At 35.6% G+C, this 26,759-nt stretch carries 21 protein-coding genes and 1 tRNA gene; 10 read left to right on the top strand and 12 right to left on the bottom strand.

Annotated features, from left to right (window positions below; translation table 11 throughout):
* Window positions 1-66 precede the first annotated feature (66 nt).
* From dptF to F944_RS14215, 4 genes are read left to right on the top strand one after another with little or no spacing between them, the layout of a single operon-like run.
* The gene (gene dptF, locus F944_RS14230) at window positions 67-1,662 is read left to right on the top strand and encodes a DNA phosphorothioation-dependent restriction protein DptF (protein ID WP_004991924.1); all 1,596 of its coding nucleotides are present in this window, start codon (window positions 67-69) and stop codon (window positions 1,660-1,662) included.
* A complete protein-coding gene (gene dptG, locus F944_RS14225; protein WP_004991919.1) occupies window positions 1,659-2,978 on the top strand; it encodes a DNA phosphorothioation-dependent restriction protein DptG in 1,320 nt (439 codons plus the stop codon). Before dptF ends, dptG begins: the two co-directional genes overlap by 4 nt.
* Window positions 2,959-8,256: a DNA phosphorothioation-dependent restriction protein DptH gene (gene dptH / locus F944_RS14220; RefSeq protein WP_004991916.1), complete on the top strand. Its 5,298-nt coding sequence runs from the start codon at window positions 2,959-2,961 to the stop codon at window positions 8,254-8,256. The genes dptG and dptH overlap by 20 nt, the downstream gene beginning before the upstream one ends.
* 9 nt (window positions 8,257-8,265) lie before the next feature.
* A complete protein-coding gene (locus F944_RS14215) occupies window positions 8,266-8,592 on the top strand; it encodes a hypothetical protein (RefSeq protein ID WP_004991912.1) in 327 nt (108 codons plus the stop codon).
* Window position 8,593: 1 nt separating this feature from the next.
* On the opposite strand, the gene F944_RS14210 is transcribed toward F944_RS14215, so the two are convergent.
* The 8 genes from F944_RS14210 to F944_RS14175 form a co-directional block, all read right to left on the bottom strand.
* On the bottom strand, window positions 8,594-9,829 hold the full coding sequence (locus tag F944_RS14210; RefSeq protein WP_004991911.1) for a DGQHR domain-containing protein: 1,236 nt from the start codon (window positions 9,827-9,829) through the stop codon (window positions 8,594-8,596).
* A gap of 17 nt (window positions 9,830-9,846) precedes the next feature.
* Entirely contained in the window at window positions 9,847-10,374 is a 528-nt protein-coding gene (locus F944_RS14205) for a hypothetical protein (protein WP_004991910.1), read from the bottom strand.
* A gap of 174 nt (window positions 10,375-10,548) precedes the next feature.
* A complete protein-coding gene (dndE, locus tag F944_RS14200; RefSeq protein ID WP_243308676.1) occupies window positions 10,549-10,857 on the bottom strand; it encodes a DNA sulfur modification protein DndE in 309 nt (102 codons plus the stop codon).
* A 31-nt stretch (window positions 10,858-10,888) separates the two neighbouring features.
* The gene (gene dndD, locus F944_RS14195) at window positions 10,889-12,898 is read right to left on the bottom strand and encodes a DNA sulfur modification protein DndD (RefSeq protein WP_004991908.1); all 2,010 of its coding nucleotides are present in this window, start codon (window positions 12,896-12,898) and stop codon (window positions 10,889-10,891) included.
* Window positions 12,895-14,388, bottom strand: a complete 1,494-nt coding sequence (gene dndC / locus F944_RS14190) for a DNA phosphorothioation system sulfurtransferase DndC (RefSeq protein ID WP_004991907.1) — start codon at window positions 14,386-14,388, stop codon at window positions 12,895-12,897. Before dndC ends, dndD begins: the two co-directional genes overlap by 4 nt.
* Entirely contained in the window at window positions 14,388-15,497 is a 1,110-nt protein-coding gene (dndB, locus tag F944_RS14185; RefSeq protein WP_004991905.1) for a DNA sulfur modification protein DndB, read from the bottom strand. Before dndB ends, dndC begins: the two co-directional genes overlap by 1 nt.
* 448 nt (window positions 15,498-15,945) lie before the next feature.
* Window positions 15,946-17,142, bottom strand: a complete 1,197-nt coding sequence (locus F944_RS14180; RefSeq protein ID WP_004991904.1) for a tyrosine-type recombinase/integrase — start codon at window positions 17,140-17,142, stop codon at window positions 15,946-15,948.
* 183 nt (window positions 17,143-17,325) lie between these two features.
* A tRNA-Ser gene (locus tag F944_RS14175) sits at window positions 17,326-17,415 on the bottom strand.
* Between the two features lie 123 nt (window positions 17,416-17,538).
* On the opposite strand from F944_RS14175, the gene F944_RS14170 reads away from it, so the two are divergent.
* Entirely contained in the window at window positions 17,539-19,419 is a 1,881-nt protein-coding gene (locus F944_RS14170; RefSeq protein WP_004991903.1) for a potassium transporter Kup, read from the top strand.
* A gap of 67 nt (window positions 19,420-19,486) precedes the next feature.
* Here the strand turns inward: F944_RS14170 and F944_RS14165 are convergent, their stop codons facing one another.
* Window positions 19,487-19,924, bottom strand: a complete 438-nt coding sequence (locus tag F944_RS14165) for a hypothetical protein (protein ID WP_004991902.1) — start codon at window positions 19,922-19,924, stop codon at window positions 19,487-19,489.
* A gap of 259 nt (window positions 19,925-20,183) precedes the next feature.
* Between F944_RS14165 and F944_RS14160 the strand changes: the two genes are divergently transcribed.
* Both F944_RS14160 and F944_RS14155 read left to right on the top strand, forming a co-directional pair.
* A complete protein-coding gene (locus tag F944_RS14160) occupies window positions 20,184-21,257 on the top strand; it encodes a DNA/RNA non-specific endonuclease (protein ID WP_201640256.1) in 1,074 nt (357 codons plus the stop codon).
* A 69-nt stretch (window positions 21,258-21,326) separates the two neighbouring features.
* The gene (locus F944_RS14155) at window positions 21,327-21,569 is read left to right on the top strand and encodes a hypothetical protein (RefSeq protein ID WP_004991896.1); all 243 of its coding nucleotides are present in this window, start codon (window positions 21,327-21,329) and stop codon (window positions 21,567-21,569) included.
* Between the two features lie 49 nt (window positions 21,570-21,618).
* Here the strand turns inward: F944_RS14155 and aqpZ are convergent, their stop codons facing one another.
* Together aqpZ and F944_RS14145 are read right to left on the bottom strand one after the other, a co-directional pair.
* On the bottom strand, window positions 21,619-22,308 hold the full coding sequence (gene aqpZ, locus F944_RS14150) for an aquaporin Z (RefSeq protein WP_004991895.1): 690 nt from the start codon (window positions 22,306-22,308) through the stop codon (window positions 21,619-21,621).
* 142 nt (window positions 22,309-22,450) lie between these two features.
* Complete coding sequence (locus F944_RS14145; RefSeq protein WP_004991892.1) at window positions 22,451-23,452, bottom strand: AraC family transcriptional regulator; 1,002 nt, start codon at window positions 23,450-23,452, stop codon at window positions 22,451-22,453.
* Between the two features lie 105 nt (window positions 23,453-23,557).
* On the opposite strand from F944_RS14145, the gene F944_RS14140 reads away from it, so the two are divergent.
* The gene (locus F944_RS14140) at window positions 23,558-24,205 is read left to right on the top strand and encodes a sterol desaturase family protein (RefSeq protein WP_004991890.1); all 648 of its coding nucleotides are present in this window, start codon (window positions 23,558-23,560) and stop codon (window positions 24,203-24,205) included.
* A 63-nt stretch (window positions 24,206-24,268) separates the two neighbouring features.
* On the opposite strand, the gene hisF is transcribed toward F944_RS14140, so the two are convergent.
* A complete protein-coding gene (hisF, locus tag F944_RS14135; protein WP_004991883.1) occupies window positions 24,269-25,027 on the bottom strand; it encodes an imidazole glycerol phosphate synthase subunit HisF in 759 nt (252 codons plus the stop codon).
* Between the two features lie 113 nt (window positions 25,028-25,140).
* Here hisF and F944_RS14130 point away from each other — a divergent pair, with 113 nt between their 5' ends.
* A complete protein-coding gene (locus F944_RS14130) occupies window positions 25,141-26,091 on the top strand; it encodes a homoserine kinase (RefSeq protein WP_004991879.1) in 951 nt (316 codons plus the stop codon).
* A 12-nt stretch (window positions 26,092-26,103) separates the two neighbouring features.
* Complete coding sequence (locus tag F944_RS14125) at window positions 26,104-26,733, top strand: DUF1294 domain-containing protein (RefSeq protein ID WP_010588595.1); 630 nt, start codon at window positions 26,104-26,106, stop codon at window positions 26,731-26,733.
* The last annotated feature ends 26 nt before the right edge of the window (window positions 26,734-26,759 follow it).

Here is a 26,759-nt window from a genome sequence, read left to right as displayed (position 1 = left end):
CACAATATAGTTTTATGTTATTGTTTAAGATATTGTTTTATATTAATATTTTTATAGAAGAGAATCATGCTTTTTACGGATGCTGTAAGTATATTGTCTAAATCATCATCTTATGCTGTTTCCACAGAAAATGACTTAGACTCTTATTTAGTTAGTATAAAAGAAGATCTATATGTAGAAATGCCGATAGAGCATAGATTTTTTGATGTTTTAGAAAATCTTTCAGAACACTCAAGAAAAGTCATATTTTTGTGTGGGAGTAGTGGAGATGGCAAATCTGAGCTATTAATTAGAGCAAAGAAAAGATTTTCAGAATCATATTTAAAATTTCATTTAGATGCTACACATAGTTTTGCTCCTCATCACTCTGCCGTAGATACTTTGAACAACTTATTTAAAGAATTTGAAAATAGTAATTATTCATTGGTCATTGGAATTAACATAGGTATGCTAGGGAATTATGCTGAAGAAGCAGAATCTCAACATATTAAAAGAATTTTAAAAGAATATTTAAGAAATGGGAAAAGTCTTGAAAATTTTGAATTTATAAATTTTGAAGACTATCCAAAATTTAGAATTACTCGTGAGGGTTATGAAGCTGATTTTGTCAGTCAGTTACTAACTAAGATAACGAATCCTAATTCATATTTATATAAAAGTTATATTTTGCAAGAAAATAGTGAAAATAACTCAAGTGAACAAGTTCAAAAGCTAATCAATTATAAGCTATTATGTGATAAAGATGTTCAAAAAGTAATTATAGAGTTGCTTTTTAAGATTAGGTTGTTTAATAATCAATTTATCACAGCACGTAACTTTCTAGATCTAATACATGAGCTTATATGTGGTAAAGGATATTTATTTGATAATTTATTTAATCAAGGTGATAATGAATTATTAGAAAAAATAAAAGAGTTTGATCCGACACTTTTAAGAACGAAAAATATTGATCGATTTATTCTTTCGTTTGAATTAAGTACTACAAGTGAGAAATTTAAAGAATTTAAGGAGTATTTAAAAGATTTTTTAAAAATAGAAAATTTAAATAATGCAATGTCATATATTCGACTGTTTTATTTGTTGAAATTTTCTGATTTTGGAAATGGCTATCAGCAAGATTTTAAAGAGGATTTTATTGAAGATCTTTTATTAAATTATTTGGAATTTTATCGTCATCATCAATATTATGACCCCTCCATCTCTAAGCCAATACTTAAAAGTTTTTACTCTCGAGATTTAGTTTTTGCTATCAGAAATTATATTAATAAAAAAGCTCCATATTTGGAAGAAGATCAATACTTAATTTCTGAATATGGGCACAATCAGATTATTTCAATTCTCAAAATTACACCTAACTTTGCTGCGATTGAAAAATATTCTAGTCAACAACCATGTGTAAAATTCAAAACTTTCTTGAAAATTAAAGATCATGAAAATATAAGTATTCCTGTTGATATTAGTCTATTTGATCTGATTCTAAAGTTAAAGTCAGGGTATAGACCAAGTAAAAATGATCGCAGTGTAGTGGTTATCTTAAATAAAATTGTGAATCAATTATTAGTCTTAGCTAATAAATCGAATCAAATTACAGTCAAGACAAGTGAGCAATTCTTTCGTTTAACTTTGGAAGATGACGAAATTGAAGTGGCAGGTATTAAATGAATTTGGATTTGAAATTAAAAGTAGCCAAAAAAAATATTATGGGATCTTTCTATCCTGTGGGTACACGTGGTGAGAGCAAAGGATTTGATTGGGAAATTTTAACCAATTTATTTATTTGTGAGATTTACGGTCTAGATATTTCAAGTTCATCTAAAGTAGAGCAAAAATTAAATGATTTTGAAAACTATTGCCGTTCAAGTTTTGTTCAAGCATTAGATGATCCAAGAGCATGGGATCATCTTAAAAAAATTTATTTTGATGAGAGAAATCTTGTTCTGATCTCCCCTAAACTATGTATTTATTCTATTGTAGATAAAATTGATAGTGCAAATGTTGAAAAAAGATTTTTAGGCTTAATTAAAACACTTCTTAAAGCAGGAAAGATATATCAAAATTATTCCGAACAATTAAATTTTCTAGAAAAGATTATTACAAAAAATTTTGATAAAAAGTTTGAAACAAAAGTTTCAAATGAAACTTTATTCGTAAATTACTTGCCTAGCTTAGCTGAAATTTTTTCTAACGATTTAGAATTTTTAATTAAGTATCCTAAATATTTTATTGAAAATATTCAATTATTTATACAAATATATATATGTATTTATACAATACAATTATCATTAACTATTAATAGTTGGCAAAGTTTTAAAGATCAGCATCTTTTACAGTGTTACTTTATTCTAGATTTTGAGAAAGCAAGTCAAGAACGTAATTTATTAATTCAAAGAGGCTATAAGGCTGTTGAGAAAGAATTAAGTTCAATTTTCCCTGTTCTTGCTATGACTGAGAGTTTACAAAGTGCTTTAAAAGATAAACAACCGTTATGGAAATTTTTTGAGAAAATTAATGATGTTGATTTAGATGAACTTAACAAATATTGCGAAGATTTTGCATTAGAACGTAAGTTAACGTTAAAAACAGAAAAATTAAGTACACATCTAGAGACTTTAAAAGAGTTAGAAAGATTGTTCAAGGCCCAGTTTTCTAAAACTGAGAATAGTTCCGAACGTGCTGGTAGGAATGATAATGTAGTTAAAGATATTAAAAATATTATTTTAAAGCCATTTATTAAGGCTCGAGGTCGTGCAGGAAATCTATTCGTTTTAAATCAAGAATATTTATTATTGCTGACTAATCTCGTGATCGGTGAAAATGAGCAGTTAAGGCTTTATGAGTTGATTAAAGGATTTGAAAAAAGAGGAATCTTTTTTGATCGAGAAAGCCATAAAGCTTTGGTTCTATTTTATGAAAGATTAGGTAACATCGAAAAAATGAGTGATAGTGGGGATGCAATCTATGTCAAAAAAACAATATGAAGATTTTTTAGTTGAATTATTTTGTGGTTGGGCAAAAGATCATTTAAGTACTACTGATAATAAACTTAAATTTCGGTCACCAAATCATGAAAATAGTTTAGCACTTTTTAATGCATTCAAAAGAAAATCTATATTCTCTTTTTTTTATCATGATGAAGTATTGCCAAGCCATGAGTTTTTTTATTTTGCTATAGACAGTTTTAAAGTGATTCCTATACTGCAAAAGGATCCTTCTTTAGGATCCATAGACGGATACACGGAAAATTTCATCTCAACAATTAGAGATCTAGTATCAGGTCAAAAAGACCACTTTAAAGATAGTGTGTTACTTATTATTCATAATTCATCTTTAGATACTTTAAACAACTCTTCTAAAGATTTAAGTGTATTAGGAAATGTTTGGAGTCCAAAAGCAATTCATGAAGCTTTAATACAATTTATAGATGATAGTTTTATTAATAAAGATAACCAATTGTCCAAACAATTATTGAATCACCAATTTGAATTAATCTGCTCCGATGGCGCAACAATGTTCGGTTTTCGAGAACTCTTCGATGCAGTGCAAGATGGAAAAATTGAATTTCATGAACTTGGCTATCTTAATGATGAGGGTATACAGAATTGGGTTCAAGCAGATCCTCATCAAATAGATAAGCGCTTAAGTCAAAATAAAAAGCTTAGAGATGAAATTGAATATATTGTTGAACAATTTCCAACTGAATATAAAGAGAAGCTAATTGATTTAGATTTTAGTGAAAAGTTTATAGCTGATAATTTTGATGAAACTAATTTACAAAGTTGGAAAGCCAAATTAGATTTTGGGGCATGTCAACAAGAACAAGAAAAAAACTCTTCACAGTTGATTACATTTTTAGATTATAAAAATAATGTAGGAAAGTTATATGCTCGAGTTAAAGGTGATATTTCAAAAAAAAATACATCAGCCAGTCGTGAGCATTATTTAATTATTGAAGTTCCATCTGAAAACAGAGTGGTTGATTTAAATTTAGTTTTTGAAAATGGCCAGTTGGTTGAAAATGATATAAAAAAAATAGGGAAAGCAAAAAGAGAATTAACATCAAGAATTAATAATCGTTCAAGTAAAAGAACTGTTTTAGAATTAGGAGCCACTTTTGAAGGGATACCTAAGTTCTTGGATATTAATATTAAAAGAGCTAAACCAAAAGAATGTTTTAAATTTAAAATTCTATTATTGCCTGAAAATATATTTCCAATAGAGGCTTTTTCAACTAAATATCTATTAAATTCAAAAAGTGAGACTGTGATCTTACAGACAGATGAGAAAGAATTTAAATTTAATGAGAAAATAAGCAAAGTATATACTTTGGAAAAGTGTGATGAATATATTGATTTAGAAGCATTTAGTATTATTAATTTTGAGGACTTGTTAAATACAGAAGAAGTAGTTACTTTCATTCTAAAGGGTGAAGATAGTACGCTGAAGTTTGAAGTACAAGGAGTTTCTTCTACAACTTCTTTAACTTTGCCATTATTTTTTAATCAAGAGTTTTATTCAAATTTTTTTAATGATGATGTTTATAGCATCTATAATGTTGAGAAATCATGTATTGCTTTTATGGGGCGTGAATATAAGACTAGGTTTGAGTATAAAAAGTTACTTAATCTAGAAAATTATTTATTAGAAAATAATATTTTATCAAGTATTTTGTCAACAAGATCAGAGATAACAATTGATGATTTGCAAAAAGTTTATCCTGATTTGGCAAATGCTTATGCTGAATTATATTCTTATCTAAAAAATAAAAAAACCTTAGTGAGTTTGGTGTCATGGGGAGAACAATTCTGTCAATTAGTTGAGAATGTAGTAAATATATATATAAAACACATTAATAATATTCAAACGACAAAAATGCTTTATGCTGATGAGATTTTGTTAGTTAATCTTGGTTTTGGTGAGTTGAATGGTGAAGAATACATCACACCATTACATCCATTGAATTTAGCTTACTTTCTTAAGTTAGTATATATGTGTAAAGCTGATAAAAATCATGCTTTTAAAGATATCCATCTCACCACAATCCGTCGTCTTAATGCACAGGGATTACTTCCATTTAATTGGCATCCTAAACATCGATTTACATATAGTCAGGCGATCACTGAGCATCCATTGTGGATTAAATTGGTACCTCAAAAGCAAACAGAGTTAAGTTATATACAACCTTTGGTTAAACAAAAAACTCTTGAGTTTTTAGAGGCTTTCAAAGTTATATTCAAACAAGGCGAAAGAGATACGCTCTTAATTAACTCTATTCATAATGGCTCAAATAAAGAGTTGTTTTTAGGTATCGTGGATTTAATAGAAAGGTTTAAGTTCAAACCTGAAAGTCTACCTAAAATACATATCTCGATTTATGATCGAAAATTAGAAAATACCTATTTTGATGAAGTTGCAGACTCAACGAGCTATACAACGTTAAAAGAATTATCAAAGTTAAGTTTGAATGATCAAAATTCAGATCAGATTATAGATCTTATACGCCAACGTATTACTTATAGTAAATTTGAGATAGAAGAAGACGAAAATTTTAACTATGCTCATCTCACATTTATTAGAAATGATACTGAAGTTGAAGAGGCTCCAGTTAATTTGCGTGTGGGAAAATCTGGTATTGCATCTGATGGATTACTTGCAGGAGAAACCTCTTTTCATCAGGGGGATTCATATTTTACTAGTGCAGGACTAGAAGGAATTGATATTGAAAAAAACCTATCATTTAAAATTATCAGCCGATATAGTGCTTTGAGCTATGCTGCTTGGCAAAAGCAAAATTTTTATGAGTCACGTGGTTTATCGCTAAAAGTTTCTAATGAGTTGCAAGAGTTGTTGGGAAGTGTTTATGAAAATAGCTTATGGACAACAATTATTGATCCAAAGGTAACTCTAGACTTCTTTAAGTCACAGCAGGATGTAGTTTTAATCCATTATTCGGATAGTTACACAAACTCGGCACATTATGATGCAATTACTGTGACGAAACGTCGAGACCTATATGACCAAATTTTAAGTCAAGGTCAGGTAGGTCATATTGATGAGTTTAATGCATTCAATGGTGAATGGTTACTTAAAATGCTTACTCTGCCAGAAAATAGTAGGCGCGAAAAGAAAAGTATTATTGCTGCATATAAGTATGTAAATTGTCTATTGTTCAATAGCGATATTACCTGGGTACCTTTAAGTGTGGCGGAGATGGTACGTGTCTCAGGTAATATTGGACTCAAGATGAGTGAGTCTGATTTTAGCACCTATTGTAATGGCAAAACATTTGGAGTGATGTCTGATGATGTTTTATTTGTTGGTTTTAAAGATCAGCAAATGTATCTTCTTCCCCTTGAAGTAAAAGTAGGACAAAAACAAAGGCATCCTAAAGGAATTGAACAAGTCATAAAATTGAAAGAATATTTAGAAAATCAATTGTTTGGACGTAAGGATATAGCTGGTCATTTATATAGAGGTTTATTTGTACGACAAATCATGATGCAGGTGGAAAAATACCAACTATATAAAATTTATCCTGAAAATTATTTTGATAAATTATTAGCAAATAGAACACGTTGGTTACAAGGTAATTATGACATTACAAATATTCGGGACTATCCAAAAGGCTTTGTGGTTGCTTTTGTAGAAAATAGTAATTTCTTTAATGAAAGTTTTGAATTGATTCATAATATTTTAGTCGTTACATTGCCTGGTCCCTACCAAAATCACTTTATTTCTTCACCATTAAGAAATTTACTCAATGATTGTCGAAGTGAAACTTTATTGCATATACCAGATGAATATATTTTATCTGGTGATACGACTTCAAATGAAATAACACTATTATCAAATGAGTTAATTGATTCAGAAGATAATCTTAATAATGAGCAACATCAAGAAGATATAGAGCAAAATAATCTAAATGAAAGTAATCAACAAGAATTGTTTTTTGATAGGGAACAAATCATTAAGCCTTATAGCATAACAATCTTGGATACTAAGACTATCATTCCTGAGCCTGAGCCTGAGCCTGAGCCTGAGCCTGAGCCTGAGCCTGAGCCTGAGCCTGAGCCTGAGCCTGAGCCTGAGCCTGAGCCTGAGCCTGAAGCGACAAGAACTTTGCAGATCCATTTTGGAGAAAATGTCATTAGGCGTGAACAGTTATATTGGGAACCGACAAATACAGCTAAGTTCATGAATACCAATACAGGGATTATTGGTACGATGGGAACGGGTAAAACACAATTTACAAAGTCATTAATTACTCAACTGGTGCAGAAGCAGTCTGATAACGTAAATTCAGCGTCAATTGGTATGCTAATTTTTGACTATAAATCAGACTATGTGGATGAGAAATTTATTCAGGCAAGTAATGCACAAAAATATAAATTATTTAAACTGCCTTACAATCCACTGAGTCTATTTGGCGATTCACCGATGTTGCCAATTCATACCGCAACAGGTTTTGCCGAAACAATGGGCAAGGCTTTTAATTTAGGGATTAAGCAGCAGCTTAAATTAGAGAATCTAATTTTATCTTGTTATGAAGATTGTGGGATTGATGCTGAAGAACCATCTACATGGTCACTTCCAGCACCGACAATTGATGATGTCTGGAATAAATTTTTAGCACAAGATAAAGTAGATGAAGATTCTTTATATGCGGCTCTTTCCAAATTAGCTAAATTAAAAATATTTGAAACCGATGCAACAAGAATGAAAAGTCTTTACGATTTGATGACGGGCGTTGTTGTTATTGAATTGGGTGACGGTTATGCTTCGGAATTAAAAAATTTGGTTGTTGCGCTTACATTGGATTTATTTTACGTTCAAATGCAAAAGCAGGGTAAACCGATTGTAGACGGGGATTTTAGGCAAATTACGAAGATGATCTGTGTTGATGAAGCGCAGAATATTCTTTCCCAGAACTTTTCAAGTTTACATAAGATTTTGAAAGAAGGGCGAGAGTATGGTGTTGGCCTAATTTTATCAACACAAAATATCTCACACTTTAAGACATCAGAGCATAATTATGCAGACTATATGATGACATGGGTCGTCCATCGTGTAGCGCATATTGTTAATGGTGACATTAAATCAATTTTTAATATCGATGATAAGTCTGAGCAAGAGCATTTGATGGAAACTATTCGCAAACTAGATAAACATTATAGTTTATATATAGATGGGTATAAGAAAATAGTAAAAATGAAAGATAAAGCTTTTTGGGAGTTATGCCAAGAGTTGGAAGTTTATTAAGGGGAAATAATGAGTAATCATGAATCTAATTTAAGTGAGATCCAATTACGAAAGCAACAAATCTCAATTGCTAAACAAGCAGCTGAGATTGTGACATTACGAGAATGGTATGATTCAACTAAGCATGGATATGAGTTAGAAGAATATTTTAAGTATTTTTCTAATTTAGGCAGATTAGGGAAAGAGCTTCATCAGCGTGGAGTGAAAAGGGTAACTGAACTTTATGATGCTGATAATAGCGTATTTGTAGAAGCAACTTTTATTCGAAGTAATCTTGATTTATTAGCACCATTATGTGCTTTAGCTTGTGTATTCCATAAACTAGCAAAAGCCTGAATTACTCAGGCTTTTTTAGTCCAATTTTAAGTTCAATAGCATCACGAATCTGCTTTCTACCAGATCCTGAAGCATTAATAAATTTAGGGTCATCAAAAGGAATATTTTTGGCAGGTAATAATTTATTTATAAAAAATTCCTGACTAATTTTTTTGACTTCTAGGCTTTCTGGAATAATTTTTCTAAGAATGTCAAATAGAGCTTGAATTCCAACTGTTTTGATAATAAAAGAGTTCTTGGTATGTGCTTTCCAGAATACTTCATCACAAGCATGAAGATAATTTAGTACTAATGTATAAATAAATTTATCATTATTACTTACATAATATTTTCGCAAAGGTGAAGTATCATTTCTTCCAGAATTTATTAATTCATTACGGTCTTTTAATTTGTTTTTAATAATATAATTAGAGTCTTTTGCTGGATTCGTTGAAATTAATCGCATAATGCCTTCTACGATCACAGCTGTAGAAACTTGCCACTCAGCACCTTGGCTTAATCGTGCTAATGCCTCATCAGCCTTAGCTGCAATTTTTATTTTTCCACACAAGGGTGATTCTGGTAAAGATGCTAATTTTCTGGTTAAAAAAATCGATAATCTATCTGGTGTCCAACTCTTCGAATCCTCTTCTGATATATTATAACCATATAATTCATAACTTAAACTTTTGTTTACAGGTTTTTGAGTTGTATTAATAATAGAAAATAAATCAGCTTGATATCCTTTAGGTAAGTCTAAATAAACTGAGCATAGTAAATCCATTTTAAGCTGCTCTGAGTTTTTAGAGTAATCTTTTGTAAATCCAAATAAACGATGTTGCCCATCAATAATAGCTGCAATTTTTGTAGGTGAAGGAATTGTTAGGTTGTAAAGCTTACAATTATCATCAAGCTTATTTGATTTTTCAACATACCAACCAATATTTTCATAATTATTATTTTCATCTTGGTATTCATCAATTGTATAGCCAGATTCGTGATAATTAGCAGCTAATATAATTGAATTTGGAAATGCTGAGTCTTCACGGTCAATATATTCAGCAATTTTTTGTAAACGTTCTTTTTCGATATTTCTTTGCGTTCCACCTTCAAGAATATAACCTGTTTCAGTTTTTTTTGCTTTCATAATATCACTAAAGCAAACATCTAAAAGTATGTGAGCAGGAAGAGAGATTGCATAAAAATCACTCATGGGTTGAGATATTTTTATAGCAGGAACGGTAATTGGAAATTTCATGATTCATTAACCTATAATTATAATTCGAAGTCTTCGGGCATTTCACCTGGAAGTTCTTTATTTAAATTCTTTCCACCTAATGCAGCTTTTTCCACAGGTTTATCATATAAATCTTCACATAAGGACAATTGAACCCATGTAATCCACAAACTTATTAAAGTCATAAGAGTTGTAAGAAAGTAAATATTCCAATTTTTTATTTCAAACGCTGAACCAATTAATTCATAAAAGATATATGCAGCTGTGAATACGAAAAAACCTAATAAGCCTTTGACAAAGGTTGGTGCATTTTTAGTTAGAATAATCTGTAAATAGGCTCCACTAATAAACGGAGGAGTCAGCAAAATAATAGAATTAAATAAAGACTGATATTCAGCATTCTTAAGATGCCTCCACTCATACCAAACTCCCATGCAGCCACAAAATACAATAGCAAGAAAGAAGAATAGTACAAATGTTGGATGCCTTATTGGTTTTTTAGTTTGGCTCCATATGAATTGAAAGCCTTCCAAAAAACCATTAAATGGTTTAGTTGGGATATTCATGTAATGTGTCTGATACTTTTATAAGACTAATTAGATCATATTCTAAACTGACCAATAATAAAATAATAGTGATTAGCTTCTACAGCATGTTCGCGTTTAAGATATTAATAAATTATTAAGGGAGGTTTTACTCGTATTGAAGAAAATAAGTCTATTAGACTTATTTTCTTCAATCTATATATTCGCAATTAAACTCTCCGAAGATTTGTAGCGCACAGACATTGCTCCAACCCCTCTATGAATATGCCCCCGCATCCGATCCAGCAGAACTTTATTCTCTAAAGGTTCATCTGCATTGTCTTCAACATATCTTAAAAGAGATAAGAATAAATCTGTATTTTCACCTGTAAGCGTATAGGCATTAAATTCAGAACCATCTTCATTAGGTAAAGGGATGTTACCTAAGGGCCCCTCTTCTAACGACATCATTAGGGCAATACGGCAGAGTAGGTTTGGTGTTAAAGCGGTACGTTGCTTTAGCATACGGAGGCGAGTTGTTGCCTCAGATGAAATCTTAAGCTTGCTGTAATGCAATTCTCTTCTCCATATTATTGGTGCGGTTTAAGTCAGTAAAGTAGCCTGATAATACCTGAGTTGAAGCTAACTCTTGATTGTATTCTAATAAGTAACTTTCAGAAATGTACTTATCTAACTGATTGACATATTGATCATCAATTTCCGTATCAGTTGATAGAATAATGACTTGATGGCTAACATGAGGAAAATATAGCTTCATTAAATTATCACGATGTTCCCGATCTAAACGACCTAATGGAGTATCTACAATCATTGGTAAATGGCGACCACTGGTTTTAGCTAATGCCCATAGCATTGCAATCGCATAAATCTGTTTTTCACCAGCAGATAACGCTGATTTTTCAATAGACTGCCCATTTTTTTTAATTAAGCGTGTACTGAAATTTTTCACATCAATATGAAGTTCGGTAATAAAGTTTTTTTTGCGTAGAAGAGAGTTAAAGATCTCTACAAAGTTTTTACGAACCTCAATAATCTTTTGTTCAAGTAGTGCAGTTTCAAAATCAATAAGTGCTTTAATACCTTTAGCTGCTAATGAGTTTTTATGATTTTGAAGCTCGAAATCAACAACAGCTTCGTTTGCTGATTTTAGGTTGCGCTCTACCGTTACAATCTCCCAGCTGAGTTTCCGATATTCTTCATCTTTTTGTTCTAGAATTATATCAAGTTCACCTAATTTACGTTCTTTTTGCATTAATTCATCTAAATAGGCGTTTGAATCTTCGGCATTCTCTGCACGTGCAATAGAGAATTCAGTTGCCTCTTTGTCCTGATTTAGCTGTACAAAACGACTATAAAGGGTTTGAACTTTTGTCTTGGTTTCTTGTTCTAAATCAATAAGCTTTGCCAAAGATTGTTTAGGTTTGGTTAGCTCGTTAAATGCAATATGTGAGCTTACTTCAGATTGTGTATTAAAATAATTTTTGAGGAAGTGATTCAAGTTTTCCCAATGATCTTTTGTCCATAATTCTTCCTTTTGAACTGAGCTGCTTTGGAATGATGCCAATGTTTGCTCAATAAGGTGCCTACTTGCAGATTGATCGGCAGAAGAGACTTCTAAATGTGTCATGAATTTAGAAATAAGTTTAGGTGCAAACATGAATGGAAGTAAGTTATTTGCTAAGTTAGTAAGCTCTTGCTTACATAAATTAATTTCTTTATTCAGTTGAGATAGTTTTGTTTTTAATTGATCGTATTTCAATGCGATTGCACCGCCTTCTGATACAAATCGTAGTCTTTTTTGCTCAATATTTTTTAGTAAAGCTTGGTGTTCAAATTTAAGTTGAGCACATTCATTTTTTAAATTTGCTTCTTGAGATTTAAGATGATCTAAACGTTGGGTAATAATCTCAATATCATTTTGATTAGCATCATTCAATTTATTGCGATTTAAATAAGAATGCAAATCTAGACGTAGTTTTTCAATTAGATCAATTCCGAGCAGATTTTTAATTGCATCTGATAACATAGCATTATTATCTTCAGCTATATCTTGAATTTTCTCACCATCAAAAAAGAAAAGTTGTGAAATACCAAATGGGATCAACTCTAATAGAAAGTTTTCCCATTCTTGCTCTGGGACAGAAGTAACAGTTTTCCCGTTCTTTTTTAAATCTAGACTTTCTCGAAATTGGTTATCTGAACCAATGGCCCATGAACGACATACCGTAAATTCAGCAGGAATACTTCCTTCCGTATAAATAAAATTGAGTTCAACTCTAGATGTACGTTCTGGATGGTTATGATTTATCTTACTTATAAGATATTGATAATATTCTTTTTGACTAATACCTAAACCAAGTGCACGTCTACCATAAAGAGCCAAACGGATCGAGTCCAAGAAAGTTGTCTTACCTGCACCATTTCGCCCTCCAATTAAGATAATAGGTTGATTAGTTGAGGTTGATGATTTCTTTGGCTCAAGTAAAAACTCTGTGCGCTGACCATATAAACCAATATTATCAAGTATTAATGATTTAATAATCATGGCTTAGCTCCAACATTATTTAATAAATCTAACTGTCCCGACGAAACTTCTTCAGTAAATGAGGATTCATCATCATCTACTTCAATAATTTCATTAATGTCTTGCTGGGAATTACGAGCAGCTAGAATACTTGCTAAATCACGCCATTCTTCATTGAGTACTTTGCTTAATTGGTTGTGAATATTGTGACGTCTTTTAAGACCATGAGATGCTTTTTCTACGCCTATTAATTTCACCATGAGTTCCGTTGGGATTTCATGTTCCTTACAAATAGTATCAAGTAGTGCAAAGTCTTGGGTATTGTATAAGACACTATCCTCTATCTGCCAAGCTAGTTCAATATCTAAAGTTTCTTTAACGATTTGTGGAACAGAGTCAGCCCAATCACCACTTTCTGAACGCCATATTCTACGAATTTCATGGAGTTCTTCAGGGTGAATGAGTATCGGAGCTTCGCCAATAGGAGCTTCTGCTCGAACTACTTTTTGAACTTCTAAAAGTTTTCTTAGAAGCACTTTTCTGAATTCAAGTTTATAGGGCCCAGGTACAAGTTTGCCATTTGCATGGTTAAAGGCAACTTGGCCATTACGGCGTTTAAACTCTCGATAATTGAACTTTTTCTCAGGATCCTGAGTTGATGACAGCAAATCACGGTATTCAAGTAAAGGTTCTAGCCATTCTTCACCAGATTCAACCATAGCTTCCATAGATTTGTCTTGTTGGACGACGGTACATACCCAACAGCCAAAACGTGAATTTCCACAGCTTGGTGTTGTTTTATCTACAACTAATGGACATTCACCAGCTTGGGCATTTCGATACATTGTCACCAATTCACGGTTATCGTTATTCCATGGTGATTTGTTCTGTAATAGATAGTTCCATACATCATCTGTAGTAAATGCTTCAATTGGGGCAAATACAAAAGCATTTAATAAAGATGAATGTCTAGCGAGTTTAGTGCCTTTAATCTTGTGCATTGCAATAACTTGTGCACGTGTTGCACTTTCTGACGAGCGTACACCTAATACCACAACAACTTCACCAAACTCTGCAACACGTTGTGTAATAAAATCATTAGCAGGTTCGATTTTAAGACGTTCAGTACACCATCTGAATTTATTACTCGGTGCAGGATAACCACGACCAATTAGGTTTACCCAAAATGAACGCTCGACACGAGGGCTGACTTTTTGAACAATAAAGGGCATACCTTGTTCATCAGACTTTTTCTGAATGTTCTCTAAATTTTTATCTATATAGCGAACGATAATTGGCGTTTCAACAAGTGTATCGGAGCTGATAACATACACTGATTTTTGTCTTTTCTCTGGCGGTAGTTTTGCTAAAGCATTCCAAACCAATTGCAAAGCGCAGGTTGAATCCTTACCACCTGAATAACCCACTACCCATGGTCGGTTATCAGAAAGATAAACTTCCTGAATCGACTCATATATGTCGTTGAGTGTGTTATTTTCAAAAAAACTCATTAAATCATTTCCTCAGCTGCTTTCTGACTAGCAAGTATTGACTCAAGAAATTGATTTTCAATTTCTTGTGCTTCAGGTGCTAGGGGAATCGCTAAAATATTTTGAAGGTAGTTGGTCACTAGTATAATCGTATTTTTAGACTTCGTGATTTTTCCTGCATTAAGCATTCGACCAGTCCAAGTTTTTTGGTTATGACGTGACCAATTAATTGATGTGAGTTTAGGTAATACATTTTTCCATTCATGACAGTATTGAGTTAATAAAATGTTTCCTAACCTTGCAAATGCTTGAATCGTAATGCCGTGTGAATGAACATATTCATTTCTAAGATGACATGCAGAAACTCTTTTATCTAAAAGGTCTAACCAACCAGGAATATATTGAATAATTTCGTTCCAATAGGATTGAGCAAGATAGATTTTTTCTTCAGGCGTTTTATGGGATTGATGGCTTAATAAATCTTTAGTGGCTTGATGTAATGAACTAAAGGTAAAGAGTTTAGTTGTACGATTTGAAAGGCTAGTTTTTTCAAAATCAGTAAATTCTTTAAATAAGGGAACTTGTTCAATAACAGCTTTTGTGATGTAAGATTGCTCATCCCTATGATTATATAGAAGTTTAATTGACTGTGCTGGTTTAACAGCATGCATGTTTAAGTCAGCAAACATTTGTTGCGAGCGCTGTAGACCTTGGTCTGCATATATGACCACAGAGATTGTTTCATTTCCCAAATATTTACTTTGTTTGACAGCTTGTTGTATAGCTGCCCTACGATGTTGCCCATCATTAATAAGAACAGTTGCATCCATGGAAATCTTAAGGCGACCGATACTTTGAGAAATTTCACTTGGTTCAAAGTTAACCTCGCCATCTACACATGCACACAAAGATGAAAGGAGATATTCGTTAGGATTATCTAAAATATATTTTGTAAGTTGAGGAATACGATTTTTATTTAAAGTACGTTGGGCTCTTAACTGAGGAGGAAGTGATTCATCATTAAATTTGAAAAATTTTGGTACGACTTGTAATGGAACCATAATGACATAAAAAGCTTGTCGAGCTTGAATGCCCTGCATAGCAACAAATTCGAACCAATTTCCATCCATGATCATATTACTCGTAGCAGTCTATGGAAGTCTATTTTAATACGAACAGTAAGGTAGATCCACTAGATGGAAGTGTATTATATAAATTTATTTTGCATTAACTACTTACTAAAAATGATGACTATTAATCAGTATTTGCTTAGAAATTATGGATTTGTATTGAATCAGGTAGTTTTCTCTTTTGAAACTATAAAAGCGAAATTGCTTACTCTCATGCTAGTTGTCATATCTAATTTTTATGTTTTTGCAGTGTGGTGTATATAATTTGAGCTATGGGTCAAGATGAATATGGCTTGGTGTCAATGGGGGGTAATTTTTAGGTTTATGTATCGAGCAATATTTCAAAAGGATTGCCTAAATCTTGTGATAGTGGCTCCAGATAGACCTATCACTTCGAAGCCAAGATATAAATTAGAATATTCAACTATTAGCCTAATCACTCATTAACTTAAGCTGTTTTATGTTTAGGAAACGGCACAATTTTATTACGTAAACTATCAATAAAATCAGACCACTCCTGCATCATCTTCGTTCGATACTCTAAATGCTGAGCATGGTTATATGCCTGTGATACGGCATTACCAACCCTATGTGCTAACTGAATTTCAATTGCATCATGCATATAGCCTTGCTCATGTAATGTTGTAGAAGCAAGCCCACGGAAACCATGTCCAGTCATTTTGCCGTTATAGCCCATCGTACGGATCGCGCACAAAATTGCATTACTACTCATGGGATTAGCTGTGCTGTGATTATAAAAAACATACTGCTTTCTGCCTGTAAGCGGTAATAAACTCTCTAGTAGTTCAATTGCTTGCCTAGATAGTGGAACGAGATGAGGCAAAGCCATTTTCATTCTTTCGGCTGGTATACGCCATATCCTGTTCTCAAAATCGATTTCACTCCATTCCATCATTCTGAGTTCAGCAGTCCGTACAAAAGTGAGAGTCATCAACTGAAGTGCAGTTTTGATCACTGGATTACCATGGTAACGATCCATGCGTTCAAGAAAAGGAGGAAACTCCGAAATATCCAATCGAGCCATATGCTTCACTTTACGAGGCTTTAAGGCTTCGTGAAGGTGAGGTGTTGGATCATTCTCAATCAATCCTTTACGAATCGCAAAACGGAAAATACGCCCAGCTAAAGGAATGGAGCGTTTAGCCATTTCTTGCGCACCACGTGCTTCAATTTTTTTAGCACATGCCAGTACATCTTTCCCTTTGATCTGATCAATGGGCATGTTACCCAATGCAGGGAATATATCTTTTTCGAAAACAGATAAATCACGTAGATAAGTTGCTTCTTTAATAACGGCTTTACGATCCTTCATCCACTCCATCGCAAGGACTTTGAATAGCTTACTTTCATCAGTTTGCTGAAGGCGGTCATTCTTTATGGCATTAGGGTCAATATTTTTATAAAGCTGAATACGAGCTTCATCACGGGTGCGACGAGCTTGAGCTAATGAGATTTCAGGATAGCTTCCAATAGTTAAAGTACTTTCACGACCATTGAAGCGATACTTTAATCGCCAGAACCTTCCACCTGAAGGCGTGACCTCAAGGTACAGCCCTTTTTCATCGGCATAACGCTTTTTCTTTTCAAGCGGTTTTATTTTTCTAACGTGAGCATCTGTCAGCATTTTTAGCTATTTCTTTGGAATTTGGGGGACGATTTATAGTATAACCAAATCATCCCCCACTTGTCCCCCATGATGTTTCAGGAGTACAAGGATAGCCAAGGATTTAAAAGAACATTAAAAAAGGCTTAAACCATTGTGATTTAAGCCTTTTAGGTATGCTTCGGTATTTTTAAAACAAAATCTTGGCGGTGAGAGAGGGATTCGAACCCTCGATACGCGTAAACGTATACACACTTTCCAGGCGTGCTCCTTCAGCCACTCGGACACCTCACCAAGGCGAGCGATAATAGCTAAAAAAAGACATGCTGCCAAGCTTAAAACAATTGATTTGCAGAAAAAAAAATAACTTAATGTTAATATGGCGCAAAAATACTGTTCAAATATTGAAGATTGAGTATGCAAAGTCCTGCAAAAAAAGCCGCATTGCCCGCGATTACGCTAGCAGCGTTAGGCGTGGTATTTGGTGATATTGGAACCAGTCCACTCTATGCATTTGCACAAACCTTTACCAGTGCGCATGTCACGATTTCCGAAGCGACAGTATTTGGTATTCTCTCCCTGATTTTTTGGTGTATCACCTTATCCATTAGTTTTAAATACGTCACCATTGTGATGCGTGCAGACAATAATGGCGAAGGCGGTATCATGTCGCTTTTGGCATTATTACTGAGAATAAAAGAACTCACTCCAAATCAGAAAATGTGTCTCATTGCTTTGGGTTTTGTCGGGGCTTCGCTATTTTTTGGAGATGGTATCATTACCCCCGCAATTTCAGTACTTTCTGCGATTGAAGGTTTGAGCATTGCCACGCCTGCATTTGATAAATGGCTGATGCCGATTGGTCTAGGAATTTTGACTGCACTCTTTGTGGTACAGCGACATGGTACGGCGACCATGGGGAAATTTTTTGGTCCAATCACACTCGTCTGGTTTATTTCTATTGGCTTATTGGGGCTATGGAGCATTATTCAGACACCGCATATTCTATTGTTCGTAAATCCTTTATGGGCCATTGAGTTTGCGATTCACCAACCTTTTATTGCCTTTATTGCGATGGGTTCTGTGGTTTTAACCATGACTGGTGGCGAAGCACTATATGCCGATATGGGGCATTTTGGTCGTCTGCCTATTCGGTTGGCATGGTTTATTATCGTTTGCCCGTGTTTATTACTTAATTATGCAGGTCAAGGTGCATTGTTACTGCGTGATCCAGCAGCGGTTTCAAATCCATTCTATTTATTGGTACCCGAATGGGCTTTATACCCGATGATTGGTTTGGCTACAGCTGCTGCGGTAATTGCATCGCAAGCGGTGATTACTGGCGTATTTTCAATGGTCAATCAGGCCATTCAATTGCGTTATTTACCGCGTTTAAGTGTGATTCACACCTCTGATGTCGAGCAGGGGCAAATCTATGTGCCTTTTATTAATTGGGTACTTTACATTTCAGTTTTTATTTTAATTATTTTATTTGAAAGCAGCAGTAATCTGGCCAGTGCTTATGGTGTGGCGGTTACTATGACCATGCTGTGTGTTACGATTTTGATTTCTGTATTGGCCTATGGTGCATGGAAATGGCCGTGGTGGAAAGTCGCGATGTTTGCGATTCCATTTCTAGCCTTGGACGGAATATTTGTGGCATCTACTTCGCTCAAGATTTTGGCTGGCGGTTGGGTGCCAATTGTCATTGGTATTGTGGTGTTTACGATTTTAATGACCTGGAAACGTGGTCGTGAAATTGTCTATCATCGTTTAGAAACAGATGCATTGCCAATGAGCTTGTTTATCCAGAGTATTGGTTCGAGTAATGAAACGCATTTTGTGCCAGGCGAAGCGATATTCCTGACAGGTAATCCGAATATTGTGCCACATGCGATGCTACATAATATCAAGCACAATAAAGTGTTACATGAGCGTAATGTCATGGTGACCGTATATACGCGGGATATTCCCTATGTGGCGCAGCAGGATCGAATTAAATTTGAAAAATTGAATGATCATTTTTATCGTATCTTTATGTATTACGGTTTCAAAGATCAGCCCAATATTCCTCAGGCACTCGAACAGGCTTATGATGAATGGGGCTTTGATTTCGATATGATGCAGATCAGCTTCTTCATTTCACGTGATCGATTGATTCATACGGTTGGAGATGGCATGTCGCCGTGGCGTGAAAAACTGTTTATTTCGATGCAACGAAATACCAGTCCTGTCAGCGATTTTTACCAGATTCCACCTAACCGTGTGGTAGAACTGGGTAGTCAGATTGAAATTTAAATCCAAATTGATGAAATAAAAAACCAGAGTCACAATGGCTCTGGTTTTTTTATTGGGTAGCAAGCAGTTATTGAGTCACTGGCGCTGAGATTTGCTCAGGAGCTGCATTGCTATTTTGATCCTGCACATCTGCTGGCGCTGCTTGCATTGCAGGTGCTTCTGGTTGAGCAGATTCAGGCATTGCTTGCGCTGGTGCATTTGGATCGATGGATGGGGCTGGTGTAGCAGCAGGGTCTGCCATTTCACTTTGATGCGGTGTGACAGCCTGAACGTCTTGTGAGTTCAGGGGCTGAGTTTGCACTGGATTAGATTGAGCAGAAATAAGCTGAACTTTGCCGCTATTGACTAACTCTTCAAGCGAACCAGGTTGCCCATTTACCGTTGTCGTGACTTTGGCTTTGGATAAACTTTCTAGAGTTTCGCCCGCCTGAACAGGTTGTTCTGCGAAAGCAGTCATACTCAATGAGGCTGTTACGAAAGCTACAGCAATGAATTGAGTGCGCATAAGAGACTCCTAAATTTAATCATTTTTCATGTTCATCGTGAGCCTACCTTCGCATAGCCATTCTTGTTGTTTCAATTAAATATACGAAACATGACCAATCACATGGTCAAAGATAAAAATAAAACGACAAACTGTTACGCGCATAGATGATTTATTGATCAAATTGTGCTGTTGCTTTAATCAAATGAGATCTGACTGAATATACAGTGAAAACTTGAATTGTTAAGCTTTTACTTAGACTCTTGATTTGATGTAGAAGATTGTGGCACGAAGAAAGACCCGAGCAAGTTCAGATTTCTCTTGGATCAAACGACATATTGGTAAATTTTTTTTGGGCTCCGTTGCGGCAGGTAGTTTTGTAATTGCTTTTGGCGAGGGTAAAGTTTCACAATGGATAAGTCCGATTGCAAATAATAGCGCTTGTCTCAGTCAGTTTTATCGCGATATTCCTCCAGTTTTAGGAAAAGACAGTCTACAAAAAAATAGTTATGCCCTGTGTTTTCATGATTTTAATGTCATGTATTCAGGTGTTTCAAAAACACCGCTTTGGGTAGCAGAAAAATTGACTCCACAACGTTTAAGTAATCGAATTAAGCGCGAAGATAATTTTCATGAAGAAACCCGAATTCCAGAGATGCATCGGGCTTTATTAAGCGACTATCGTGGTTCGGGTTATGACCGTGGACACATGGCACCAAATGGCGATATGGGCAATACCACAGCACAATACGATAGTTTTTCACTGGCCAATATGGTGCCGCAAGCGCCTAAAAATAATCAACAAGTTTGGCGTGAACTTGAAGAAGCCACCCGTGCATTGGTGACGAAGCAGAAACAGGACGTTTATGTGGTGACAGGACCAGTCTTTGAAGGAAAAAAATTAAAAACGATTGGACGGGGAGTGATCGTTCCAAGCGCAGTATATAAGATCATTTATTTACCAAAAACAGGGGCAATTGGTGCATATTATGCGTCGAACGATAATTCATTACAGGTTAGGGTAGTCAGCGTATGCTATCTTGAAGAAAAGCTCGGAATGAACCTGTTTCCACAATTAACCGAAGAACAAAAACGTAATGTCTATCAACTTCCCTTCAGTGCCAATGCTGTCAAAGCACAAAAAGCAGTGAGCTATTTACATTGGGATGGTGAAAGCCAGTGTGCGGAAGATGTCGAGCAGCAAACCCTGACCGCCGTGCAGAAACAATTTACGCAGCAAAAACAGCAAGCGGTACCTATTGAAGCCCAAGGGATTGATGAAGACACCAAACAAGCGATGATCAAACAATTGGTCGATGCACTGTTGCATTATTTTTTACAAATTTTGAGATAAATCAATCGTGCAGAAGTTGCAAAATAGGTTAATTTCAAATGATAGAAAATGAAAAAGAGCCTTAAATAAATGTTTAAACCGTTTGAGAATGGAAATGAATCATCCAGTATTGAGGACTTAACACTCGAAAATCAGATCGATTGTGTGAGTTTATATGGCAATTTGCAGATCACCAAAGATCAACATGGCTTGCAATTGGCAAAACAATTACAGGCATTGGTTAATGCAATGCTGACTGAACTTGAGAAACAGCCGCTTCCCGAGAAAATTCAGACCAAAACTGAACAAGAGATTGATAATCCATTTTTATAACGAAGAAAAAAACAGCCTTTAAAAAGACTGTTTTTTTGACATTTAAATCTTAGTCTTTTTCTTTGATCACCACTTTATAGATGAACGCGCCCACAATCGCACCTAAAATAGGGGCAACCCAGAATAACCATAATTGGCTTAAAGCAGCGGTTTCGGCAAAAAGAGCAACTCCTGTACTACGTGCAGGATTTACAGAGGTATTGGTGACTGGAATACTGATCAAGTGAATGACAGTCAAAGTTAAACCAATGGCGATAGGTGCAAAACCCGCAGGCGCATTTCGATGTGTCGATAGTAAAATAATGATCAGGAAGAAAGCGGTGAGTACGACTTCAATTAAGAAAGCAGACCCTAATGAGAAATGATTCGGTGATAACTCTGCATAACCATTAGTGGCGAAACCACCTGTACCTGAAAAACCAGCCTGACCTTGTACAATGATATACAGCACAAATGCCGAAACAGCTGCACCAATGACCTGTGAAACAATATAAGGAATCACCTCCTTACCATCTAAGCGCCCACCAATCCACATGCCAACACTTACCGCTGGATTAAAATGCGCACCAGAAATATGCCCAAAGGCATAAGCACCTGTTAATACAGTTAATCCGAAAGCAAATGAAACACCTAGAAAGCCAATACCCAGTTCTGGGAATGCCGCAGCCAATACTGCACTGCCACAACCACCGAAAACCAGCCAGAATGTACCTAAGAACTCTGCTAAATATTTATGCATTTTGTTTTCTCTTACTTTTGTTTTTGAACTTATAAATCGCTTACAGTGGTTAATATTTGTGCGATTGTGGTTTTATTTTTATCTCTATCTGAGAATTTAAGCAAGAAGATAAATTTTTTTTTATTTCATGTCTTATTTTAATTTAATGATGAACGTACTGCTGTCGCCATTGTTGTGGTGTCAGTCCACTCCATTGTTTAAACGCACGTTGAAAAGCACTTTGTTCTGAATAACAGAGCAATAATGCGATTTCTTGTAAACTAAGATGTGGATCTTTTAAATATTCAAGCGCCAGCATATAGCGGATTTGTTGGGTTCGTTGCTGAAAAGTCATATTTTGTTGTTGTAAATGCCGTTGTAATTGACGTACCGATAAGCCCAATTGCGCTGCGATTTGATCAATTTGATATTCATTCTTTTGTAAGCCTTTCAAAATAGCTTGTTGTAAACGCTGATCCAGTTGATTGGAATGAGGTAATTCTTGTAATAGTTCTTGTGCTTGACGCATCAATAATTGTTGTAGGGTATGGTCTGCATTACCAATCACTTTATTAGCTTCACTTATCGGAATGAGGATTTGTGTCTTGGCTTGAGAAAAGCGTACTCGGCAATGAAAATAGCGCTCATACATGTGTAAGTCTTTGGGTGCAGAATTGATGAAATGAACTTCATATAGCTCGATTTTTTCTTTACACATAAACTGCTGTAAAAATTCAACCATTAAAGCAATCGCGATTTCATCGGTCAGTTGAGTCGGATGCAGTTCGGGCTCTTCCCAGTGGATTGAAAAATAAGGCGATACGAACTCAACTTTAAGTGGGCTGCCATCATAAACCAATCGATGAAAATCCTGATAACGATGAAGTGCTTCACCCAGACTTTCACAGGATAATGCCAGATAGGCCAAAATACCCAAGTGCTTGGGTTGTACATATTTTGCGATACGTAGCCCCAAACCCGTTTGCGGTTGTAACTGTTGAATTTGTTCCAGCAAATCACGCCAGATCACATAATCGAAACGTTCCAGGTTTTGAATTTCAAGCAGCTTCGACGGAACAACAAGATGTTGTGATTCACAATATAATTTTAATAAATGTCCCAGCCCTCCATAGATTGATCCCGCATAATTTTTTATTAAAGCCATCCTTTAGTGCTCTTTTGTCGTGTTTTGTCAATGAATGATAAAAATAAGTCAATACATAGCATAGAAAAATTCTTATATTCAAGTCAAAAGGGAGGATTATTTAAAATGATAAAAGGTTTTGTAGCCGGTTTAGTCTTAGCCAATGGCTTTGAATGGGTAGCACACAAGTATTTATTACATGGTGTACATCGAAAAGGTCAGCCACGTTTTAGCCCCACACCAAAGCAAATGGAGTCACATTGGGCGCATCATCGCGAAGTGCGCAAAACTGAGTTTCATGACGAATGCTATGTGGAAGGATTGCATCACTGGCGTACTCGTAATGAACTTGGTGCCTTAGCTGTAGTCGCTATTGTTTCAAGTGCGGCTGCCTATCCATTTTCAAAAGGTATGGCGTTGGCATTTTGCTATAGTGCAGGCAATTATTTTTATGTACACCGTCGTTCCCATCTTGAACCTGACTGGGCAAAACGCCGTGTTCCTTGGCATTATGATCATCACATGAACTCAAATCAGGATGCAAATTGGGGCGTGACTCGGCCATGGTTTGATTATATTTTGGGAACACGAGTTGTTTCATCTGCGGATTTAAAAGAGGCCAATCCTTTAGGTTTAGTATTACCTGAAAAATGGTCTGAAAAGTTGACCACCGCCATTGAACGCTTTTTTCCAGCCCAATACATTGAACAAAAGCCAAAATTGCTAGAGGCTTCGACCGCAGAAGAGATGCAAACGCAAACTTCAGTCGCTTAAAAATAAAGGGCAGTTAAGTCAAACTGAACTGCCCTTATATTATTTCAAGAGATGCGTTAGAAGTTAGAGGCGCATTTCAATGCCTTGTTCCGCTAAAAATGTTTTGGCTTCAGGAATGGTATATTGTCCAAAGTGGAAAATACTGGCCGCCAGAACGGCATCTGCGCCACCTTGTAAAATACCATCTGCCATGTGCTGTAAATTTCCAACACCACCAGACGCAATGGTGGGAATCGAAACTCGATCATTAATCGCACGCATCAGGGCAATGTCATAACCTGCTTTAGTCCCATCTGCATCCATACTGGTCACTAATAATTCGCCAGCGCCATATTCTGCCATTTTGACCGACCATTCAAGCGCATCAATACCCGTCGGCTTGCGGCCACCGTGGGTAAAAATTTCCCATTTATTTTCGCCTGTTTTTTTGGCATCAATTGCTACCACAATGCACTGTGCACCAAAACGTTGAGAGGCTTCCTGTACAAACTCAGGATTGAACACCGCCGCAGAGTTGATACTGACTTTATCTGCGCCAGCATTGAGCAATGAACGAATATCTTCGACTTTACGCACGCCGCCACCAACGGTTAATGGCACAAATACGCTTTCTGCCATACGCTCTACAGTACGATAAGTGGTGTCGCGCCCATGATGTGTTGCGGTAATATCCAGAAACGTGATTTCATCGGCGCCTTGCTCATTGTAGCGACGCGCCACTTCAACAGGGTCACCTGCATCACGAATATCTAAAAATTGAACGCCTTTGACGACACGGCCATTATCGACATCAAGGCAGGGAATAATACGTTTTGCAAGCATGGTGACATCCAGCGATATTGGTCAAAATCAATAAAGTTCACGAGACAGAGCAGAATCTTGGTAAACTGTAGCGCTATTCTATCAAACTTATAATTGTTGCACGCAGGTTTTCTATGTCGGTTTATACGCCGTTGAGTTTAGAACAAGTTCAAGCATTTGCTTCGCCTTATGGATTAGAGGTGGTGGACTTGATTCCCATTCAGGGAGGAATTGAAAACACCAATTATTTTTTAGTGACGCAGGATCATCAACAATACGTGTTGACCGTATTTGAAGAACTGGATTTGCAAGGCGCAAATGAATTGCCGCCAGTATTACAATATCTAGGCCAGCAAGATATTCCTGTTGCTGTGCCTTTAAGTTATGCGGAACAATTTATTCATATTATTGCCGATAAACCTGCTCAAATTGCTCCAAGAATTGCGGGAAAGCATCCTATTCCACCAACCCTTAAGCAAATATTTGCGATTGGTCAAGCACAGGCACAGTTACATTTAGCCTTACAGAATGTTCAATTTGAACGTCAAAGTTATCGCAACCACGCTTATTGGACAAGTGTTGCCGATCAGCTTAAAGCCTATATGAGTCAAGATGATCTAGAATTATTAGATCGTGTTTATCGCTTATTTAATCAACAGCGTGAGCGACATTGTGATTTGCCAAAGGGCTGGATTCATTCCGACTTATTTCGAGATAACACTCTGTTTGAGGGAGATCAATTACAGGGGATTTTAGATTTTTCTGAAATGAATCAGGATGATCTATTATTTGATATTGCCATTGCGATCAATGATTTTTGTACCGAACATCCGACAGTACAGCTTAATTCGGATCAATTCAATGCATTTATCGAAGGCTATCAAACGGTTCGTACACTGACTTCAGATGAACAAGCCTGTTTGAGAGTTTATTTGGCGATGGCTGCCTGTCGATTTTGGTTATTACGATTGCAAGTCGCGCAGCGTAATGCGCAGGAAGTGCGAGAGAGTGAAGATATTTTGCAAAAAAATCCTCTAGAAATGCGACAATTATTGCAAAATCGTTTAGCCGCTTTAACAGATTAAGGGAAAACCATGATGCGTGATCAGGGACGATTAATTGAATGGTTCGATGAAAAAGGGTACGGTTTTATTCAACCCAATGATGCGGATAAAGACCGTGTTTTTTTACATATCAAGGATTTTGCTCGTTCTGGACCACGACCAATCGTCGGTTGTGCACTCGAATATTTGGTGATTTTGGATGAGCGAGGACGTTATCGTGCCAAGCAGGTGATTTATTTAAAAGCGGCACAAACTCGCGCTTTAGCTGCAAATAAAAAACGTCCAGTTTCTACCGCTCATACATCTTCACTTAAGCCGATGCAATTTGCAGCAGTGGTTTATATTGTCATTGTTGCCATTCTCAGCTTTATACACCTATTACCTGCTTATAGTTTTATCTTTATTGCACTGATGAATGTCTTGAGTTATTGGTTGTATGCGCAAGATAAAGAAGCCGCGCAACTGGGAAATCGGCGTGTGCCTGAACAAACCCTGCATATTATTTCTTTTTTAGGCGGTTGGCCTGCGGCGGGGTTAGCGCAACAAAAATTGCGACATAAAACACAAAAACAACCCTTTAGGAAAATTTATTTTTGTACCATAGTGCTAAATATACTTTTATTACTCTGGCTGATTTCTCCGTTAAATGTAGTACTACGTTAGAGGATCAATACAATAAATCCAAAGGT

Source organism: Acinetobacter ursingii DSM 16037 = CIP 107286 (assembly GCF_000368825.1).
Lineage (GTDB): Bacteria > Pseudomonadota > Gammaproteobacteria > Pseudomonadales > Moraxellaceae > Acinetobacter > Acinetobacter ursingii.
This window is presented reverse-complemented; position numbering and strand designations above follow the sequence as displayed.

Excerpts from the sequence above, each read along its gene's own strand:
- dptF (WP_004991924.1), top strand. The coding sequence starts at position 67 with ATGCTTTTTACGGATGCTGTAAGTATATTGTCTAAATCATCATCTTAT.
- dptG (WP_004991919.1), top strand. The coding sequence starts at position 1,659 with ATGAATTTGGATTTGAAATTAAAAGTAGCCAAAAAAAATATTATGGGA.
- dptH (WP_004991916.1), top strand. The coding sequence starts at position 2,959 with ATGTCAAAAAAACAATATGAAGATTTTTTAGTTGAATTATTTTGTGGT.
- F944_RS14215 (WP_004991912.1), top strand. The coding sequence starts at position 8,266 with ATGAGTAATCATGAATCTAATTTAAGTGAGATCCAATTACGAAAGCAA.
- F944_RS14210 (WP_004991911.1), bottom strand. The coding sequence starts at position 9,829 with ATGAAATTTCCAATTACCGTTCCTGCTATAAAAATATCTCAACCCATG.
- F944_RS14205 (WP_004991910.1), bottom strand. The coding sequence starts at position 10,374 with ATGAATATCCCAACTAAACCATTTAATGGTTTTTTGGAAGGCTTTCAA.
- dndE (WP_243308676.1), bottom strand. The coding sequence starts at position 10,857 with ATGCTAAAGCAACGTACCGCTTTAACACCAAACCTACTCTGCCGTATT.
- dndD (WP_004991908.1), bottom strand. The coding sequence starts at position 12,898 with ATGATTATTAAATCATTAATACTTGATAATATTGGTTTATATGGTCAG.
- dndC (WP_004991907.1), bottom strand. The coding sequence starts at position 14,388 with ATGAGTTTTTTTGAAAATAACACACTCAACGACATATATGAGTCGATT.
- dndB (WP_004991905.1), bottom strand. The coding sequence starts at position 15,497 with ATGGATGGAAATTGGTTCGAATTTGTTGCTATGCAGGGCATTCAAGCT.
- F944_RS14180 (WP_004991904.1), bottom strand. The coding sequence starts at position 17,142 with ATGCTGACAGATGCTCACGTTAGAAAAATAAAACCGCTTGAAAAGAAA.
- F944_RS14170 (WP_004991903.1), top strand. The coding sequence starts at position 17,539 with ATGCAAAGTCCTGCAAAAAAAGCCGCATTGCCCGCGATTACGCTAGCA.
- F944_RS14165 (WP_004991902.1), bottom strand. The coding sequence starts at position 19,924 with ATGCGCACTCAATTCATTGCTGTAGCTTTCGTAACAGCCTCATTGAGT.
- F944_RS14155 (WP_004991896.1), top strand. The coding sequence starts at position 21,327 with ATGTTTAAACCGTTTGAGAATGGAAATGAATCATCCAGTATTGAGGAC.
- aqpZ (WP_004991895.1), bottom strand. The coding sequence starts at position 22,308 with ATGCATAAATATTTAGCAGAGTTCTTAGGTACATTCTGGCTGGTTTTC.
- F944_RS14145 (WP_004991892.1), bottom strand. The coding sequence starts at position 23,452 with ATGGCTTTAATAAAAAATTATGCGGGATCAATCTATGGAGGGCTGGGA.
- F944_RS14140 (WP_004991890.1), top strand. The coding sequence starts at position 23,558 with ATGATAAAAGGTTTTGTAGCCGGTTTAGTCTTAGCCAATGGCTTTGAA.
- hisF (WP_004991883.1), bottom strand. The coding sequence starts at position 25,027 with ATGCTTGCAAAACGTATTATTCCCTGCCTTGATGTCGATAATGGCCGT.
- F944_RS14130 (WP_004991879.1), top strand. The coding sequence starts at position 25,141 with ATGTCGGTTTATACGCCGTTGAGTTTAGAACAAGTTCAAGCATTTGCT.
- F944_RS14125 (WP_010588595.1), top strand. The coding sequence starts at position 26,104 with ATGCGTGATCAGGGACGATTAATTGAATGGTTCGATGAAAAAGGGTAC.